Raw genomic sequence first — 17,965 nt, forward strand, 5'->3', positions numbered from 1 at the left:
AAAAGTACCGGGATCAGCAAAATAAGAATTGAACCAACAGCAGTTACAGATACAACTTTTATTACATCTTTTTTCTCATCTTCTTTCAGAAAATCACCTCATAACAATTGTTAATTTGAAACAAATTATTTCGGAGGCATTCGAATAGCTCCGTCCAGACGGATCACTTCACCGTTCAACATCGGATTATCTATAATACTCTCAACAAGACGAGCATATTCTTCTGGCTTTCCTAACCGTGGAGGGAAAGGTGTCATTTCACCAAGAGCACTTCTAGCTTTTTCAGGTAATGAAGAAAGAATAGGTGTATCAAAAGATCCCGGCGCTATCGTCATGACTCGAATTCCTAGTTTAGAAAGGTCCCGCGCGATTGGTAAGGTCATTCCCACGATTCCGCCTTTTGATGCACTATATGCTGCTTGACCTATTTGCCCGTCATATGCCGCAATAGAAGCTGTATTTATGATTATTCCACGCTCACGATTCTCATCAGCGTCATTATCACTTATCTGCTTAGCAGCCAAGCGAATGACATTGAATGTTCCAATAAGATTGACATGGATTACTTTTTGGAAAGTTTCTAAGTCATGTACTCCTTTGCTACTCACTGTTTTCTCGGCTGCACCTATACCGGCACAGTTAACAGCCAAGTGGAGTTCGCCCCATTTGTCCACTGCTATTTTAATAGCTTGTAAGACACTTTCTTCCTCCGTCACATCTGTGTGTGCAAAGACAGCTTTTTCCTGCCCTAGATCGTCTGTAAGCTCTTTTCCTTTCTGTACTTGTACGTCGGCAATTACGACTTTTGCACCCTTAGCAACCAAGTGACGGGCAGTAGCTTCTCCTAACCCAGAAGCCCCTCCCGTTACAATGGCAACCTTATCTGTTACGTTCATTAATTTTCCTCCTGGTCCAATCTTTCAATTATTGTCGCATTTGCCATGCCGTGTCCTTCACACATGGTTTGTAGACCGTATCTACCACCAGTGCGTTCAAGCTCATGAATCATCGTAGTCATCAGCTTTGCACCACTTGCTCCTAAAGGATGACCTAACGCAATAGCACCACCGTTAACATTCAATTTTTTAGAGTCAGCACCAGTCTCCTCCAACCAGGCCAATGGAACAGGAGCGAATGCTTCATTTACTTCGAATAAATCGATGTCATCAATCGTCAGACCTGCTTTTTCTAAAACTTTCTTAGTTGCAGGTATAGGTCCTGTTAGCATTAAAGTTGGGTCAGATCCAACCACGGTTCGAGCGATCACTTTAAATCGTGGCTTGTAACCTAGTTCTTCAGCCTTTTCTTTAGACATCAGCAAAAGGGCTGCAGAACCATCACTAATCTGACTAGCATTTCCTGCATGAATGACGCCATCTTCTTTGAAGACCGGTTTGAGTTTTGAGATGTTGTCCATGTGCGCATCTTCGCGTGGACCTTCGTCAATTTTCATCCTTTGCTTAGTGCCATCACTCATAGTTACTTCTATCGGAAAGGTTTCTTTATCAAAACGACCTTCATCAATGGCTCTAAGTGCCAGTAAATGGCTACGGTACGCGAATTCATCCAATTGTTTTCGGGAAAAACCCCATTTTTCTGCGATTCGTTCAGCTGATAATCCTTGGTTGATCATTTCGTATTTTTCTGTAAGCTTTGGACTCATTGTAGCCCCATTTAAGTTTGAAAACATCGGAACTCTAGACATACTTTCAACACCTGCTGCAATCACTACGTCCATATCGCCACTAAGGATGGCTTGTGACGCAAAATGTACAGCTTGTTGACTGGAACCACACTGTCTGTCGATCGTCGTACCTGGGACTTCCTGTGGTAGTCCAGCAATCAGGGAGGCAAGTCTCCCTATGTCAGAAGCTTGTTCACCTGATTGTGTGACACAACCCATAATGACATCTTCAATTAACGATGGGTCGATATCTGAACGATTCAACAACTCACGTAAGGTTTTGGCTGCTAATTCATCAGGTCTAATTTCACTTAATAGTCCATTTCTTTTTCCAACTGGTGTACGCACTGCTTCAACAATCACTACTTCTCGCATGTATGATACTCCCTTCTTTACCTATATCACATTATAACAATTTCTCTAATTGTCTGAAAAAGTTTTAATGAAATTCAAAATTTCTATGAGAATCGTGGTGTCGTTAAAGTACATGTTTTGTCGAAGTGACTCGACTATATTATAATAGTAGTTAGTTTTAATGGAGAAGTATCGAAAAAGGTGTATGAATTATATGCTCAAAAGGTTTACGGGGTGGAAGTATTGACAATCATGAAACGTCTTCGAGAAAAAGTTCCTAGAAAATGGAAGTGGATAGCGTATAGCTTAATAGGTTTATTCATACTGAGCATTATCGGTTATTTAACTATTCTATTAGGCGGACGATTTGTGGTTGATGAAAAACATTTTATCTTTTCAGAATCGACTGTTCTTCAAAATGAAGAGGGAGAAGAAATTATCAAGTTATACGACGAAAATCGTACATATGCACCGATTGAATCAATCCCTGACCATGTCAAAGATGCTTTTGTTGCTATTGAAGACCATCGTTTTTATGACCATAGTGGAGTGGACCTACAAGCTATTTTGCGTGCGGTTTACGTAGACGTAGTGACATGGAGTAAAGCTGAAGGAGCAAGCACGATTACTCAACAATTAGTTAAAAACACTTCTCTTACAAGTGATAAATCTTGGCTAAGAAAAACGAAAGAAGCGATGGGTGCGATTTATTTAGAACAAGAGAAGTCGAAGGAAGAGATACTGGAGTATTATTTGAATGAAATTTACTTCGGCCATGGAATATATGGGGTTGAAGAAGCGGCACAACATTTTTATTCGAAGCCTGTATCTGAACTAGACATTTCAGAGGGAGCAATGCTTGCTGCACTACCAAAAGCGCCTAATAATTATTCCCCTCTTATTGATCCTGAAGCAGCTTTGGATCGAAGGAATGTCGTATTATCTAGAATGTATGAACTAAATATGATCGATGCTGAAACGTCTATCAGAGCGCGTGGAAAAACATTAGGTTTGAATCAAAGTGAACAGGAAGATCAACCTTTTATTAATAGTTACATTGATATAGTGCTTAATGAGGTAGAAGAAGATTATCATCTATCTCGTAATGAAATATATACTGGTGGCTATGAGATTACTATAGGCTTAGATTTAAAAGCTCAAGAGATGGCCTATAAAGAGTTACAAAAGGATGAGTATTTTCAAGGTTCCCAAGGTAACATTCAGTCATCTGTCGTCATTGTAAATCAATCAAACGGTTTGATCCGAGCTGCTATTGGAGGCAGGGAATATCAACGAGGCGATTTGAACCGTGTGCAAGTTAAAAGGCAGCCAGGATCTACATTGAAACCTCTTGTCGTCTATGGGCCTGCACTTGAGGAGGGAGTATATGAACCTTACTCCCTTGTTGAGGACAAACAAGTAGACTATGATGGTTATTCACCGTCCAATGCAGATGGGACATATGAAGGTGAGATGACTCTTTACGATGCATTGCTTAAATCCAAAAATACACCTGCTGTTAATATTCTGAATGAACTGGGTGTGGCGCATGGTAAAGAGTATTTGAATGAGGTAGGAATTGACTTACAAGAGGATGGATTAGCAATAGCCCTTGGAGGTTTGGAAGAAGGGTTGACGCCTCTACAATTAGCCGGATTGTACCGTACATTTTACAACCAGGGGGAATATATTGAACCTTACAGTATTGTTGAAGTAAAAGGTAGGGACGGAAACGTATTGGATGTTGATCGCCCAGAACCTGAACAACTTTTTTCACCACAAACCTCTTGGTATCTGACCCGTATGCTAGAAGCAGTAGTTAATGAAGGGACCGGTCAAGATGGTAGTTACCCCAAAGCTCTAGCTGGGAAAACAGGATCTACTCAACATCCACAGGTTCAGGGAGCCTATAGAGATGCGTGGTTTATAGGGTATAACCCAGAATATACGATATCAACCTGGATCGGTTATGACCAAGCGAATGAAGATAATTATTTAACCACTGGTAGCTCAGCACCGACGAGATTGTCAAAAGCAATACTTTCTAGTTTAGATGAAACGAAAGATTTCTCCTTATCTTTCGAACGGCCGGAAGGTGTTGAGGAACTGGAAGATCCCGTTCGATTACCTACTTTAACGAATTTTTCAGCTGATTTGTCGTTCGGAATTCTAGATGGACTATTCATAGAATTGACTTGGGACAGAGCGTCAGATGAGAGAATTGAATATCATATATACAAGAATTCTGGTGAAGAACCTACATATGTAGGAAAAACAACAGGTAAAGGCAGATATAAAGTGCAAACCCTTGGCTTCATGAATAACCCAACATTTTATGTAATACCAGTTAATCCATTAACTGGTCAGGAGGGCGAACCCTCTAATACAGATAGCGCCTATTAGAAAAAGATATTAGTAAAATAACCTAAAAAAACTGAGCCGTAGAAAGAGATGAGAAGATATGCGACTAGTTAGTATAACTGATTTGAGAGCTGGCATGGTAGTAGCAAAATCAACTTACATGCAAGATGGCCGTCTTTTACTCGGGGAAGATGTTGAACTAAGTGACCGTTTGATCGAGAAGGTTAAAAACTCGAGCCTTGGAAGTGTTTATATCAAAGATGATCGTGTAGAAGACTTTGTTATAAACGAGAATATTCCAGAACCACTGAAAAGGCAGGCTGCAAATGCGTTAGAAAATTCTTTTAGACCCATGAAAACTAAAAAAGATAACAGTCAACTGGTGCATCTGGAAATGAAACCAATCGAGAATGTGTTGGACGAATTGCTGGATGAAGTGAGAGGGTTAGATGGATTACTAGAACTCATAGCTAACACTTATCACTATGACTTATACGTATTTTCACATTCAGTAAATGTAGCCTTATATTCACTGATGGTAGGAAAAGAAATTAAATTGACTCCAAAGAAGTTGAAGCGACTGGGAATGAGTGCACTACTTCATGATATCGGAAAGATGATGGCTCCAGTAGATATTTTGAACAAGCCTGGTGCTTTGACGGACGAAGAGTATGAAACCATCAAGAAGCATGCCCAAAATGGTTATGATATTCTAAGTCAACAAATGGTCTTTTCACCAGATGTTTTAAGAGGCGTAGCTGAACACCATGAGCGATTAGATGGTTCTGGTTATCCGAAAGGTTTGACGGAAGATGAAATCCACTTGTTTGGAAAGATCATCGCAATTGCGGATGTATATGACGCTATGACTTCTCATCGTGTTTATCGGGATCCGATGTTGCCACAGGATGTTTTGGAGTTTTTACTAGCAGGTGCAACAAAATTGTTTGATCCTGAACTGGTCAAAGCTTTCAACCGTTCTGTAGCCATCTACCCGAAAGGTGTAACCGTTCAATTGTCTACGGGGGAAGTAGGAGTAGTAATCGAAAATCATTACAATTTCCCGTTACGACCTAAAGTGTTGGTTATCGAAAATGCTTCACACGTCTCATTAGATCAGCCAAAAGTTTGTGATTTAGTGGAGAGGGAGCACCTGACGACTTTCATCGTAGGCTGTGAATCTATGGGTATGAAAAGCAAGGAATCTCTAGCAAAATAATTGAGTTTATCAGTATACGTGGCGAATTCATGACATTTGAATGGAATTGCTATACAGTCAAAACAAATTGATTTATAGTGAAATTGACAAGAATGATACGTGTTTGAAAGGTGAGTCTAGATGAAATCGTTTAATGATACAATACTTCGTGCATATCAAGGGGAAAAGACATCTTATACTCCATTGTGGTTTATGAGGCAAGCTGGACGTTCCCAACCTGAATATCGTAAATTAAAAGAAAAATATTCACTATTTGAAATTACACACCAGCCAGAATTATGTGCATACGTTACCGAGTTGCCAGTTCAAAACTACCAAACTGATGCCGCAATCCTTTATAAAGACATCATGTCTCCTTTACCACCAATTGGAGTGGATGTAGAAATTAAATCAGGAATCGGTCCTGTCATTCACAATCCTATCCGGTCGATGGAAGACATCGAGCGACTTGGTGAACTTGATCCGAAAAATGATGTCCCATATGTTCTTCAAACAATCGAATTACTTACAAAGGAAAAACTGAATGTTCCATTGATCGGTTTCAGTGGAGCTCCATTTACTTTAGCTAGCTACATGATTGAAGGTGGACCTTCTAAACAATACAACAAAACGAAAGCGATGATGTATGGACGACCTGATCTTTGGTTTGCACTGATGGACAAGTTAGGTGATCTTGTAATCACTTATACAAAAGCCCAAATCAAATCAGGTGCTAAAGCGATTCAGATTTTTGACTCTTGGGTAGGAGCCGTAAATGCTCCTGATTACCGTATGTTCATCAAACCAGTTATGGACCGGATCTTTACTGAGTTGCAAAAAGAAAATGTTCCAACGATACTGTTCGGAATTGGAGCGAATCATCTTTTATTAGAATTCAATGATCTTCCTGTAACGACTGTCGGACTTGATTGGCGAACTTCGGTTAATGAAGCTCGTGCTATGGGGATTCAGAAATCTGTTCAAGGGAACTTGGACCCAGCAATTCTTTTAGCAGATTGGGATGTAATCGAGAAGAGAACGAAGGAAATTCTCGACCAAGCAAGTGATCAACCAGGCTATGTCTTCAATTTGGGGCATGGTGTGTTTCCAGATATACAACCAGATACACTAAAACGACTAGCAGCGTTTGTACATGAGTACACAGCAAAATAAAGGAGTTGACGTGTAACAATGGCAAAGAAAACGGTAGGACTACTAGTTATGGCTTATGGAACGCCATACAAAGAAGAAGACTTAGAACGATACTATACTCACATTCGCAGAGGAAACCCTCCAACAGACGAAATGTTAGAAGACTTAAGAAGTCGCTATGAAGCAATCGGAGGAATTTCACCACTTGCTAAAATTACAAGGCAGCAAGCTCAAGCATTAACTGGAACGTTGAACCGAGTTCAAGAGGATGTAGAATTCAAACTTTACATCGGATTGAAGCACATCGATCCATTTATTGAAGATGCTATTGAAGAAATGAACAAAGATGGAATAGATGAAGCTTATAGCATCGTGCTAGCTCCACACTATTCTACCTTTAGTATTAAGTCTTACAATGGAAGAGCTCAAGAAGAAGCTGATAAATATGGCATCAATCTATCTTCAGTAGAGAGTTGGTACAATGAGCCAGGATTCATCAATTACTGGAGTGAGCAAATAAATAAAGTGTATGGTTCAATGACTGAACAAGAGCGTGAAAACGCTGCATTGATTGTTTCTGCACACAGTCTCCCTGAAAAAATCATTCAAAACGGAGACCCTTACCCAGAGCAATTGAAAGAAACAGCAGACCTGATTGCTAAAGAAACTGGCATTCAAGATTATCATATCGGCTGGCAAAGTGAAGGTAACACCCCAGACCCTTGGTTGGGCCCTGACGTGCAAGACTTGACGAAAGATTTACATGAAGAAAAAGGCTACACGACTTTTGTATATGCACCAGTTGGGTTTGTTTCTGACCATTTAGAAGTCCTATATGACAACGATTACGAATGTAAAGTTGTGTGTGATGAAATCAATGCATCTTATTATCGTCCAGAGATGCCGAATATTCACCCGAAATTTGTGGCGACATTAGCTAAAGTCGTTTTGGACAAAATGAGAGGTTAGGCCGATATGGGAAAGAATAAAATTGTAATCATCGGCGGTGGCATTACTGGGCTCACCGCCGCTTACTATTTACAAAAAGAAAATATTGATGCTGAGATTACTCTTATAGAACAGTCTGACAGGTTGGGTGGAAAAATTCAGACAGAAGAGAAAGATGGTTTTACCATAGAAAGAGGCCCGGATTCTATCTTAGAGCGTAAGCCTGCAGGAAAACGCTTGATCGAAGAATTAGGTTTAGCAGATCAAATTGTTCATAACGCTACAGGCCAAGCATTCATTTTATCTCAAGATCATCTCCACCCTATACCTAAAGGTGGCTTTATGGGAATTCCGACAAAAGTTACTCCTTATGCCTTTTCTTCTCTTTTTTCGATTTCTGGTAAAGTTGCTGCACTGAAAGACCTGGTTCGATCAAGGTCAGAAGTGGAAGGCGATATTTCTGTCGGTCAGTTTTTCCGTCGTCGTTTAGGTAATCAAGTGGTAGATAGATTGATTCACCCACTGATTTCCGGAATATATGCTGGTGACATCGATCGGTTAAGCTTGATGGCAACATTTCCGAACTTTTATCAATTGGAACAAAACCACCGTAGCCTGATGTTAGGACTCAAAAAAACGATGCCTAAAAAACGCGGAGGAGCCAAGAGTGCCTTCATTACCTTGAATGGTGGTTTGCAGAAAATCGTTGATGCTCTTGAAAATGAGTTAACTTCTACAAATATTTTACGTAATACAAAGGTCAAACATATTGAGAAGAATGCTCAAAACTATACGATTCACTTGGTAGATGAAGAAGAGGTATTAGACGCAGATCATATCGTTATGACTACGCCTCATCAAGTAACCTCGAAGATTTTCAGTCAATATGATTTTATGCATAAGTTGATGGAAGTGAAAAATACATCTGTAGCAAATGTGGTGCTAGCTTTTAATGAAAATGCTGTTCATGACCTGCCGAATGGAACAGGGTTCGTTGTTTCTCGAAAAGAACAGTACCGAATGACTGCATGCACTTGGACACACAAAAAGTGGCCACACACGACACCAGAAGGATATGTATTGATGCGTGTATATGTAGGGAAACCTGGAGATGAAGAGTTGATTCAAGAATCAGATGAACACATCAAATCTGTAGTTCTTGAAGATCTGCAATCTGTCATCAAGATTGATGGAGATCCGATTTTCCATATGGTTACTCGTTGGAATGAAGCAATGCCACAATATACAGTCGGTCATTTAGAAAGATTAAAAGAACTAGAAAATAAAATGGCTGAAAAACTACCCAATGTTTATTTAGCAGGGAACGCCTATCGTGGAGTAGGTATCCCTGACTGTATGGATCAAGCTGTGGCCATCGCTGATGGTATATCTAAAAAAATAAACTAACTAAGAAAAGCACCTAGACTCGTCTAAGTGCTTTTCGCTGTTTAACATTCATTTAATTTTTAGTCTTGTCCGCTGTTATATGACAGGTGAACATTTTTCGCAGCGGTTAGTGTAGCAGTCTGCCTGCTCCTCCATAGGTTTTTTACAGGATGTACACAGTTTTTTCGGTAAATTTCTGAAGAATTGCATTGGTGAAGTAATCATCAATATCCTCCTTTAAAGGTGTTTGTTAATACTATACTGTATTAGTACAGAAATGTGAACAGTTTTTCTGTATTATAACAAAAAATAGGAAGGAAGTACTATTTTGAAAATTACGACAATTGGTTTTTGGGGTGCATACCCGGGGCAAGATAGTGCAACTTCTTGCTATTTAATCGAACAGGATAATTTTCGGCTAGTCATCGACTTGGGAAGTGGGGCTTTATCTAAGCTTCAGAAATATACAGATATACCTTCAATTAATGCTGTAGTCATTTCTCATTTTCATAATGACCATATAGCGGATGTAGGTGCTTTTCAGTATGCTTGTTTCGTCCAACAGCAACTTGGAAACCTGTCTCGATCTGTACCAATTTATGCGGGAAAAGATGAAGCGGAGAATTTTGCAAGCTTGAATCATGAAGCAACTGAAGCAGTCCCTATTCCTAAAAATCAGGCTTTTACAGTCGGGCCATTCAAAATTGAAACGACGATGACGGAACACCCAAGACCATGTTATGCTTTGAAGATTTCCAATCAAGATCGGACAATCGTTTATACTGCCGATACTGCTTATTTTGACGAGCTTGTTGACTTTTCTCGAGAAGCCAATTTGTTAATTGCAGAGTGTAGTTTTTATAAAGGAATGGATGGATCCGGCCCAGGTCACATGACAAGTGAAGAATGTGGAACTTTAGCAAGTTCGGCGAATGTTGGGTCCATGTGGCTCACTCATTTACCTCATTTCGGAGATCATCAACAACTACTACAGGAAGCCAAAGAAGTATATACTGGCCTAGTGAAGCTTACCTCAGAAGGGCAGACATGGGAAAGTTAACAATTGCTATCACTCGAGTTGTTTTTTATACTTTAAGAGGGTAGCAAGCGATTAAACAGTATAACTAATTATCAATAGGAGGAATAATCTATGCTCTATTTTATCGATAATGAAGGTATTACAGATCCATTCGTCAACTTAGCGATTGAAGAGTATGCGCTTAAGCATTTGAATATTGACGATGACCAGCAATATCTTTTGTTTTACGTGAACGGTCCATCAATCATCATTGGGAAAAACCAGAACACCATTGAGGAGATCAATACGGATTATGTAGAAAAGAACAACATTAAAGTCGTTCGCCGTCTCTCAGGTGGTGGGGCTGTTTATCATGATTTAGGTAACCTGAACTTCAGTTTCTTAGCAAAAGATGAAGGAAACAGTTTCAGTAACTTCGCTAAATTCACAAAACCCGTGACGGATGCATTGCAACGTCTTGGAGTTAACGCTGAGCTTTCTGGAAGAAACGATATCACAGCAGATGGGCGTAAAATTTCTGGGAATGCGCAATTCACGACTAAAGGACGTATGTTCAGTCATGGTACTCTAATGTTCGATTCAGAGGTAGAGAACGTCGTTTCTTCATTAAAAGTCAAATCTGAAAAAATTCGTTCTAAAGGAATCAAGTCGATTCGGAGTCGTGTGGCTAATATCTCCGAATTTTTAGAAGAGCCAATGCCAATGGACGAGTTCAAAAAAATATTATTGAAATACATTTTCGATGTGACTGATGTCAAAGATGTACCACAATATAAATTGACCGAGGAAGATTGGAATAAAATTAATGAGATTTCAAAAGAACGTTATCAAAGATGGGATTGGAATTACGGACGTTCGCCATCGTTTAACATCCAACATACGAAGCGTATTGAAGGTGTGGGGTCATACGACTTCCGTCTGGATGTGAAAAAAGGTGTCATCGAAAATTGTACGATTTACGGTGATTTCTTCGGAATTGGTGAAGTAGATACTGTTGAAAATCAGCTGAAAGGGGTCAAATATGATCCTAAAGCCATTCGAGAAGCAGTTTCAGACCTTGATTTACAGCATTACCTCGGCAAGATTGAAGAAGATGATTTCATATCGCTAGTTTACTAGTATGTTGTCTCCTGTTGCTTTATAAAGCGACAGGAGTTTTTTTGCAGAGTTCGACATTTTTAATTAAGCCATCTAACAAACTTTTAAACTCGGACAAATGTATCTCATGATTTGAGTTACTTGCTCATGAGAGTCTAATAAATTATAATGAATTCAGAATATTTTAATGAATGATGATTCATTCACATTCAACAAGGAGGCGTACATATGAATTTAAGTGATCAATTATCACTAACAGCAAAAGACAATTTGTCGAAGCCTGCCTATATTTTCAATGGTGAAGAGACAAACTATCAAACGCTAGAAGGCTCAGTTACTAAGTTTGCTTCAAGTTTAAAAGCTTTGGGTTACAAAAAAGGGGACCATATTGGTTTAGTTGTAGGAAATACACCTCATTTTGTGATTGGTTTATACGGGGCGCTGCGTCTAGGACTTACAGTTATTCCAATCAATCCGATTTATACTGCAGATGAAATCTCCTATATCGTTAACAACGGGGATGTTAAAGGAATCATTACGCTTGATGTTTTATTCGAAAAGTTCGAGAAAATGAGCGAATCTATTCCAGATGTTAAAAATTACATTGTAGGTGAAACTAAGCCTGATTCAAGCTTTGAATCTTCGCCTTTAAAAGAAAAAACTTACTCGTTCACTGAATTAGTACAAAAAGGTAGTCTTGAATTAGAACGACCTGTTTTAAACGATGATGATACCGCTGTCATTTTGTATACTTCAGGTACAACGGGTAAGCCGAAAGGTGCCATGTTGACTCATAAGAATATCTTCTCAAATGCGAAGGATACTGCAGAGTATTTAAATATCAATGCGAATGATCGAGTGATTGCTGCATTACCGATGTTCCATGTTTTCTGTCTAACGGTAGCTTTGAATGCTCCATTAGTGAATGGTGCGACTGTGTTAATTGTTCCTCAATTTTCACCAGAAGCTGTATTCAAGATTACTAGAGAGCACCAAGCAACAGTATTTGCTGGAGTTCCAACAATGTATAATTACTTGTTACAGTATCCAAATGAAGATGAAAAAGATTTCTCTAATATCCGTCTATGTATCTCAGGTGGTGCATCAATGCCAGTTGCGTTACTTGAAAAATTTGAACAACATTTTGATGTGCAAATATCTGAGGGATATGGTTTGTCAGAAGCTTCTCCAGTTACATGTTTCAACCCGCTTGATCGACCAAGACAAGCAGGATCCATCGGAAAGAGCATCATCAATGTGGAAAACAAAGTCGTCGATGAAAACGGAAACGAGTTACCACCAGGACAGGTTGGTGAACTGATCGTACGTGGACCGAACGTCATGAAAGGCTATTATAAAATGCCTGAGGAAACTCAAGCGTCGATCAAAGATGGATGGTTATACACGGGCGATATGGCTCAAACAGATGAAGAAGGGTACTTTTACATTGTCGACCGTAAGAAGGATTTAATTTTGGTCGGAGGTTATAATGTATACCCAAGAGAAGTTGAAGAGGTCTTATATAGTCACGAACAAATCAGTGAAGTGGCTGTTATTGGTGAGCCTGATGAAGACTTAGGAGAGGCAGTCGTAGCATTTGTTGTCTGTAATGATGAAAATGTTACAGAAGATGATTTGAATGAATTATGTAAGACAAAGCTTGCTAAATATAAAATTCCTAAGAAAATTGAATTCCTAGAAGAACTACCTAAAAATACAACAGGAAAAATTCTGCGCAGAAGCCTACGCGATCAATTATCTTCATAGCAGGTGAGTAAGCGTTTACAAGAATCCTCCAGCAAACTATGCTGGAGGATTTTTTATATTTTTGGGGTTGATTTTTCTGATATAGACGAATATACTCGGTGTTAACATTTATTTTCGCTTTAATGCATAAAAGCATACAAGCACAAAAGGGGTCGAAACTATGAAAAAATTATGGATGATAAGTCTTTTAGGATTAATGGTATTTCTAGCAGCGTGTGGAAGTGACGCAGAGGGCGCTTCCTCTGAAAGTTCAGGTGGCGAGTCTGAAGAGGTTGATTACACGATTGGTATTTCTCAAATCGTCGAGCACCCTTCTTTGGATCGTGCTACCGAAGGATTCAAACAAGCATTTGAAGATGCAGGGCTGAATGTTGAATTCGATGAATCCACAGCTCAAGGTGATAATAACAACAATCAATTGATAGCCGAAAAGTTAGTCGGTGATGAAGTTGATTTGATTTTTGCCAACTCTACGCCTAGTGCACAGGCTGCCCTGAACGAAACAACTGAAATTCCTATTGTTTTCACATCGGTGACGGATCCTGTGGGCGCAGGTTTAGTCGAATCAATGGACGCTCCTGGCGGGAACGTTACTGGAACGGCGGATATGCATCCAGATTCAGTTCCAAATACGATAGCTTTGATCAAGGAAATGGGCTTTGAATCAATCGGTCTTTTGTATAATGCATCTGAACAAAATTCCGTATCTCAAGTTGAAACGATTAATGAATTAGCTCAACAAGAAGGATTGAGCACTGTTGAAAGAAATGTTTCTTCATCGTCTGAGGTTCAACAAGCGAGCGAAGCTTTAGTAGGTGAGGCGGATACCTTCCTAGTAATCACAGACAACACAGTGGTCAGTGCGCTTGAATCTGTTTTGCAGGTTGGTCAGAACGAAGAAGTTCCAGTATTCGTTAGTGAACTGGATTCAGTGAAACGTGGTGGCTTCGCTGGTTATGGTTTCGATTACTTTGATATTGGTTTCGAAGCAGGTCAAAAAGCTGTCAAGATTTTAGAAGATGGAACTTCTCCTGGAGAGATTCCAGCAGAATACCCACAAAATTTGAAGTTACAGATCAACGAAGATGCAGCTGAGAAAATGGGTGTAGAGTTGAAAGAAGAGTGGACAGAAGACGCAGAAATGGTTTCAACAGAAGCGTCTGATGAAGAATAAAGGAGTCGGTACGAAATGGTTAGTTCATTATATGGAGCATTAGAATCAGGTTTGATTTACGCAATTATGGCATTGGGTGTGTATCTATCCTTTCGTATATTAGACTTTCCTGATTTGACCGTTGATGGAAGTTTTGTCACTGGAGGAGCTGTAGCCTCCGTGATGATTGTCGGAGGAGTGGACCCTTTTACTGCAACTATGACCGGGGCAGCTGTGGGCTTCGTTGCGGGGTGTTTCACGGGCCTTCTCCATACAAAAGGAAAAATCAATCCCCTCCTGGCTGGGATTTTGATGATGATTGCTCTTTATTCCATCAACTTAAGGATTATGGGCCAACCCAACATTCCATTATTAAATGAAACGACTCTGTTTACAGTCATAGGTTCATGGTGGGGAGGGCTTTCTTTAGATGCAATATTAGTAGCTCCTTTCGAATTGGTAGGACTGACAGACTACGCGCCACGTACTTTCTTAGTAATTGTTACGATGGTTTTGATCGTTTTGATCGTCAAAAAAGTAATGGACTTTTTCTTGCGGACCGAAGCTGGCTTAACTTTGCGTGCTACAGGCGACAATCAGACAATGGTCAAAAGCTTCTCTGCTAATACAAACATCTACATCATATTAGGGATTGGGTTATCAAACGCCCTGGTAGCTTTAAGTGGCGCATTAATTACTCAACATAACGGATTTGCGGATGTGAATTTAGGTGTAGGAATGATCATTATTGGTTTAGCCTCTGTTATTATCGGTGAAGTTCTTTTTGGAAAAGACAAGGTCGTTCGAATGACATTAGCGGTCATTCTAGGCGCGATTACCTATCGTGTGATTTATTCCTTAGCGCTACGGATTGACTTTCTAGAACCGAGTGATATGAAGTTGATCACGGCCATTATCGTAATCACAGCGTTGGTTTTACCGAATTGGTTCCACCAAAATAATGCAAAGAAACAATTCAAAAAATCAAAAGAAGCTTCTCAAAAGCGCGGGAATGTAAAGAAAGGAGGAGTTTCTATTGCTTCAACTGAATCAAGTTCATAAAACGTTTTATCCAAACACTCCAGATGAACGGCAAGCACTGGTCGATATTACCCAAGTTTTGAATGAAGGAGACTTTGTTTCGATTATCGGAAGTAACGGTGCTGGTAAGTCGACATTGTTGAATACACTCGCAGGTTCTATTATTCCTGATGAAGGTGATGTGTGGATTGATGAACGGAACGTAACCACATTGACTGAAGAAAAACGGGCGAAATACCTTGGAAGAGTATTTCAGAACCCTATGGCAGGGACTGCACCTCACATGACAATCGAAGAAAATATGATGATTGCATTTGGTCGGACGAAACGTCGAAGTATTTTCAGTGGGGTGACGAAGCAAGTGCGTGAACGATTTCAAGACCATTTATCGACATTAGAGATCGGTTTAGAGAATCGTTTGACCTCGAAAGTGGGATTACTTTCAGGTGGGGAGCGCCAGGCACTTTCCCTGTTGATGGCAACCTTTACTGAGCCTCGAATTTTATTGTTGGATGAACACACTGCAGCTCTCGATCCTTCAAAAGAAGAATTGATTTTGAAACTGACGCGAGAATTAGTTGAAAAACATTCTTTGACTACTGTTATGGTTACCCACCAAATGGAGCAAGCGATCGACTTCGGAAATCGATTATGGATGATGGATGAAGGGCAGATCATCTTTGAAGCGAACGATGAAGAAAAAGACAATTTAAGTGTTTCTGATTTGTTAAAAGCATTTCAAGATATTCGAGGCAAGAAAATGGCAAATGATCGGGCGTTGTTGAATTGATTGTTTGCTGACGTCACATATGATCTTGGTTTCACTACAGGTCAATAAATTATGAAAACCACCAATAGTTGGTGGTTTTCATTTTTATCCAGTTGGTAAAATCTCCGTATCAATTCCCCTATTTGAAAAAATTCTACAAAAAAACAAAATAAATGGTAATTTCAATTATTCGCTCGATTTTTGTTAAATTCATTCAAAATCAGTCACATTTCATCGATTTTTAGGGTCAATAACGTCTTTTCGACAATTTTACAAATGATTTGAATTTTCATATACTTTTTTCAAGTTGTCGTCGACCAATTTCATTGTAGGAGTGATTTGTATTGGATATATTAAAGGACCCAAAGATCACAGCACTAACCATGGCTGTAACACCTCATGTAGTTTCAGGTGATGTATATGGATCATATGTTTTGGAGAAAAATGGTGAGTATCTATGCGAAATCCCTCCTAAGCAATTGATGGATAAAGGGTGTCGGTATTTTGGCTCCAGTTTGAAAGGAAGGTTGGATGGAACACGTGAAGTTTTTGGTATCACTCGAAAAGCTCCAATTTCTCTTGATCCGATGAGCGGAATCTTTTTCCTCCCTACGACCTCTCCGCATTCTTCTGACTGTATCTGGATTGCCCACGGTCATGTTCACTCTTTAGAAAAACTAGAATCCAAACAGACACGCATTCATTTTGAAGGAGGAAAAGAACTAACAGTAGATTCTTCATTCACTTCTTTAACCAATCAGATTCAGCGTACAGCACAGTTCCGTCATTTAATGCTAGACCGCATCACAAAGCATCAGAGAGAGGTGGAGTTGGCTTCTTCATAGCTGAAAACATGAGCTCATATAAAATGTGCTCGACCTTCTTTCTGACGGCTGGATTAAAATACCGTCTTTCTTCCTCATATCCATTCGCGATAAATAAATAAGTTGAAAAAGTGTCGTTCTTTTGGACAAAAACAACATCAATTTTATCATGTGCCATCTTTTTTCGAAGCTCACGTCGTTCATTTTTTGCGACATGATCCATTTTTCTCAAAAGTTCCAGATAAGGTTCTTTTATTTTGAATGGGCCGGACTCGATTTGACGAATATCTTTACCAAGAACGACGATAGCCATGGAAAGAAACAAGAATCGTGATGCCACTTGAATTTCCTCTTCTTTTAGGTTTCTCATTTGTACCCCTCCACTTAATCGAACGTGTGTTCTATTATAGAATGTGCCCCACTCATTTGCAAGTCTTTTCTTTCACACGACAAAAAAGTATGCAAAGCAATCTTTTTTTTATAAAATAGAGGTAGAGAAATAAAGATAGGAGTAATTGGATGGGTCAGGATGTATCGAACTTAGAAGAATTGGAAGAGTTATTACAGGACAATGTTGTAGGTGAATTCATCATTAGGTTGTTGGAGTTTTACGGTAGCTTCGGTATTATTCCGGGATTTGCATTCCCTTTTATTGAAGCCTTCCTTTCCTTTTTACCTGTAATTGTTTTTATTATGGCAAATTCAATTGTATATGGCCTAGAATTAGGTTTTTTATTATCGTGGGCAGGTGCTTCGGCTGGTGCGATTGTGTTCTTTATTATCATACGAAAAATGATTCGCTTCAGGTGGGTAAGGAAAATCCAACATCAGAAACAAGTGCGCAGGGTTACCGCATGGTTTGACCGACATGGTTTCGGACCATTATTTCTGTTGCTTTGTTTCCCTTTTTCGCCGTCTGCATTGATCAATATCGTGGCTGCATTTTCAAAAATCCCCTTAAAGCAGTTCATGTTAGCTGTGCTCTTAGGTAAAGCCGTCATGGTCTTTTCTGTATCATATGTGGGAGAAAGCCTTGCTTCATTTGCTCAAAATCCCACGAAGACAATTGTCGTCGGTATCTGTATCGGATTGTTCTGGATGGTTGGGAAGTATGTTGAAAAGCGGATTCAATCAAATGCTGAGCAAGGCGAGCACCCGAATAATAAAGGCTGATGATCAAAAACATCAGCT

At 39.6% G+C, this 17,965-nt stretch carries 17 protein-coding genes; 13 read left to right on the forward strand and 4 right to left on the reverse strand.

What is annotated here, in order from left to right:
- Positions 1 to 125 precede the first annotated feature (125 nt).
- Both CEY16_RS00595 and CEY16_RS00600 read right to left on the reverse strand, forming a co-directional pair.
- The gene (locus tag CEY16_RS00595) at positions 126 to 896 is read right to left on the reverse strand and encodes a 3-hydroxyacyl-CoA dehydrogenase (protein ID WP_101330017.1); all 771 of its coding nucleotides are present in this window, start codon (positions 894 to 896) and stop codon (positions 126 to 128) included.
- Positions 896 to 2,059 carry a thiolase family protein gene (locus CEY16_RS00600; RefSeq protein ID WP_101330021.1) on the reverse strand — a complete coding sequence of 388 codons (1,164 nt, stop codon included), beginning with the start codon at positions 2,057 to 2,059 and terminating at the stop codon, positions 896 to 898. Before CEY16_RS00600 ends, CEY16_RS00595 begins: the two co-directional genes overlap by 1 nt.
- Before the next feature lie 180 nt (positions 2,060 to 2,239).
- Here CEY16_RS00600 and CEY16_RS00605 point away from each other — a divergent pair, with 180 nt between their 5' ends.
- From CEY16_RS00605 to hemY, 5 genes are all read left to right on the forward strand, one after another.
- Complete coding sequence (locus tag CEY16_RS00605; RefSeq protein WP_101330025.1) at positions 2,240 to 4,441, forward strand: transglycosylase domain-containing protein; 2,202 nt, start codon at positions 2,240 to 2,242, stop codon at positions 4,439 to 4,441.
- 58 nt (positions 4,442 to 4,499) lie between these two features.
- Complete coding sequence (locus CEY16_RS00610) at positions 4,500 to 5,618, forward strand: HD-GYP domain-containing protein (protein ID WP_101330027.1); 1,119 nt, start codon at positions 4,500 to 4,502, stop codon at positions 5,616 to 5,618.
- A gap of 120 nt (positions 5,619 to 5,738) precedes the next feature.
- Complete coding sequence (gene hemE / locus CEY16_RS00615; protein ID WP_101330031.1) at positions 5,739 to 6,770, forward strand: uroporphyrinogen decarboxylase; 1,032 nt, start codon at positions 5,739 to 5,741, stop codon at positions 6,768 to 6,770.
- 18 nt (positions 6,771 to 6,788) lie between these two features.
- Positions 6,789 to 7,718 carry a ferrochelatase gene (gene hemH / locus CEY16_RS00620; protein WP_101330035.1) on the forward strand — a complete coding sequence of 310 codons (930 nt, stop codon included), beginning with the start codon at positions 6,789 to 6,791 and terminating at the stop codon, positions 7,716 to 7,718.
- 6 nt (positions 7,719 to 7,724) lie between these two features.
- Positions 7,725 to 9,104: a protoporphyrinogen oxidase gene (gene hemY / locus CEY16_RS00625; RefSeq protein ID WP_101330039.1), complete on the forward strand. Its 1,380-nt coding sequence runs from the start codon at positions 7,725 to 7,727 to the stop codon at positions 9,102 to 9,104.
- Positions 9,105 to 9,179: 75 nt separating this feature from the next.
- Here the strand turns inward: hemY and yhfH are convergent, their stop codons facing one another.
- Positions 9,180 to 9,308, reverse strand: a complete 129-nt coding sequence (yhfH, locus tag CEY16_RS15490; protein ID WP_101330041.1) for a protein YhfH — start codon at positions 9,306 to 9,308, stop codon at positions 9,180 to 9,182.
- 103 nt (positions 9,309 to 9,411) lie between these two features.
- On the opposite strand from yhfH, the gene CEY16_RS00635 reads away from it, so the two are divergent.
- The 7 genes from CEY16_RS00635 to CEY16_RS00665 all read left to right on the forward strand — a co-directional run bounded on the left by CEY16_RS00635 (position 9,412) and on the right by CEY16_RS00665 (position 16,795).
- Positions 9,412 to 10,143, forward strand: a complete 732-nt coding sequence (locus CEY16_RS00635) for an MBL fold metallo-hydrolase (protein ID WP_101330042.1) — start codon at positions 9,412 to 9,414, stop codon at positions 10,141 to 10,143.
- Positions 10,144 to 10,233: 90 nt separating this feature from the next.
- On the forward strand, positions 10,234 to 11,241 hold the full coding sequence (locus CEY16_RS00640; protein ID WP_101330043.1) for a lipoate--protein ligase: 1,008 nt from the start codon (positions 10,234 to 10,236) through the stop codon (positions 11,239 to 11,241).
- A 207-nt stretch (positions 11,242 to 11,448) separates the two neighbouring features.
- A complete protein-coding gene (locus CEY16_RS00645) occupies positions 11,449 to 12,987 on the forward strand; it encodes a fatty acid--CoA ligase family protein (protein ID WP_101330044.1) in 1,539 nt (512 codons plus the stop codon).
- A gap of 160 nt (positions 12,988 to 13,147) precedes the next feature.
- The gene (locus CEY16_RS00650; protein WP_101330045.1) at positions 13,148 to 14,161 is read left to right on the forward strand and encodes an ABC transporter substrate-binding protein; all 1,014 of its coding nucleotides are present in this window, start codon (positions 13,148 to 13,150) and stop codon (positions 14,159 to 14,161) included.
- Between the two features lie 15 nt (positions 14,162 to 14,176).
- On the forward strand, positions 14,177 to 15,202 hold the full coding sequence (locus tag CEY16_RS00655) for an ABC transporter permease (RefSeq protein WP_101330046.1): 1,026 nt from the start codon (positions 14,177 to 14,179) through the stop codon (positions 15,200 to 15,202).
- Positions 15,177 to 15,971, forward strand: a complete 795-nt coding sequence (locus CEY16_RS00660) for an ABC transporter ATP-binding protein (protein WP_101330047.1) — start codon at positions 15,177 to 15,179, stop codon at positions 15,969 to 15,971. The genes CEY16_RS00655 and CEY16_RS00660 overlap by 26 nt, the downstream gene beginning before the upstream one ends.
- A gap of 323 nt (positions 15,972 to 16,294) precedes the next feature.
- Positions 16,295 to 16,795, forward strand: coding sequence for a competence protein ComK (locus CEY16_RS00665; RefSeq protein WP_101330048.1), 501 nt, complete (start codon positions 16,295 to 16,297; stop codon positions 16,793 to 16,795).
- On the opposite strand, the gene CEY16_RS00670 is transcribed toward CEY16_RS00665, so the two are convergent.
- Entirely contained in the window at positions 16,755 to 17,144 is a 390-nt protein-coding gene (locus CEY16_RS00670; RefSeq protein WP_101330049.1) for a YhjD family protein, read from the reverse strand. The genes CEY16_RS00665 and CEY16_RS00670 overlap by 41 nt on opposite strands.
- A gap of 149 nt (positions 17,145 to 17,293) precedes the next feature.
- Between CEY16_RS00670 and CEY16_RS00675 the strand changes: the two genes are divergently transcribed.
- Positions 17,294 to 17,947 carry a TVP38/TMEM64 family protein gene (locus CEY16_RS00675; protein ID WP_101330050.1) on the forward strand — a complete coding sequence of 218 codons (654 nt, stop codon included), beginning with the start codon at positions 17,294 to 17,296 and terminating at the stop codon, positions 17,945 to 17,947.
- Positions 17,948 to 17,965 lie beyond the last annotated feature (18 nt).

This window comes from Halalkalibacillus sediminis (assembly GCF_002844535.1).
GTDB classification, from domain to species: Bacteria; Bacillota; Bacilli; order Bacillales; family Alkalibacillaceae; genus Halalkalibacillus_A; species Halalkalibacillus_A sediminis.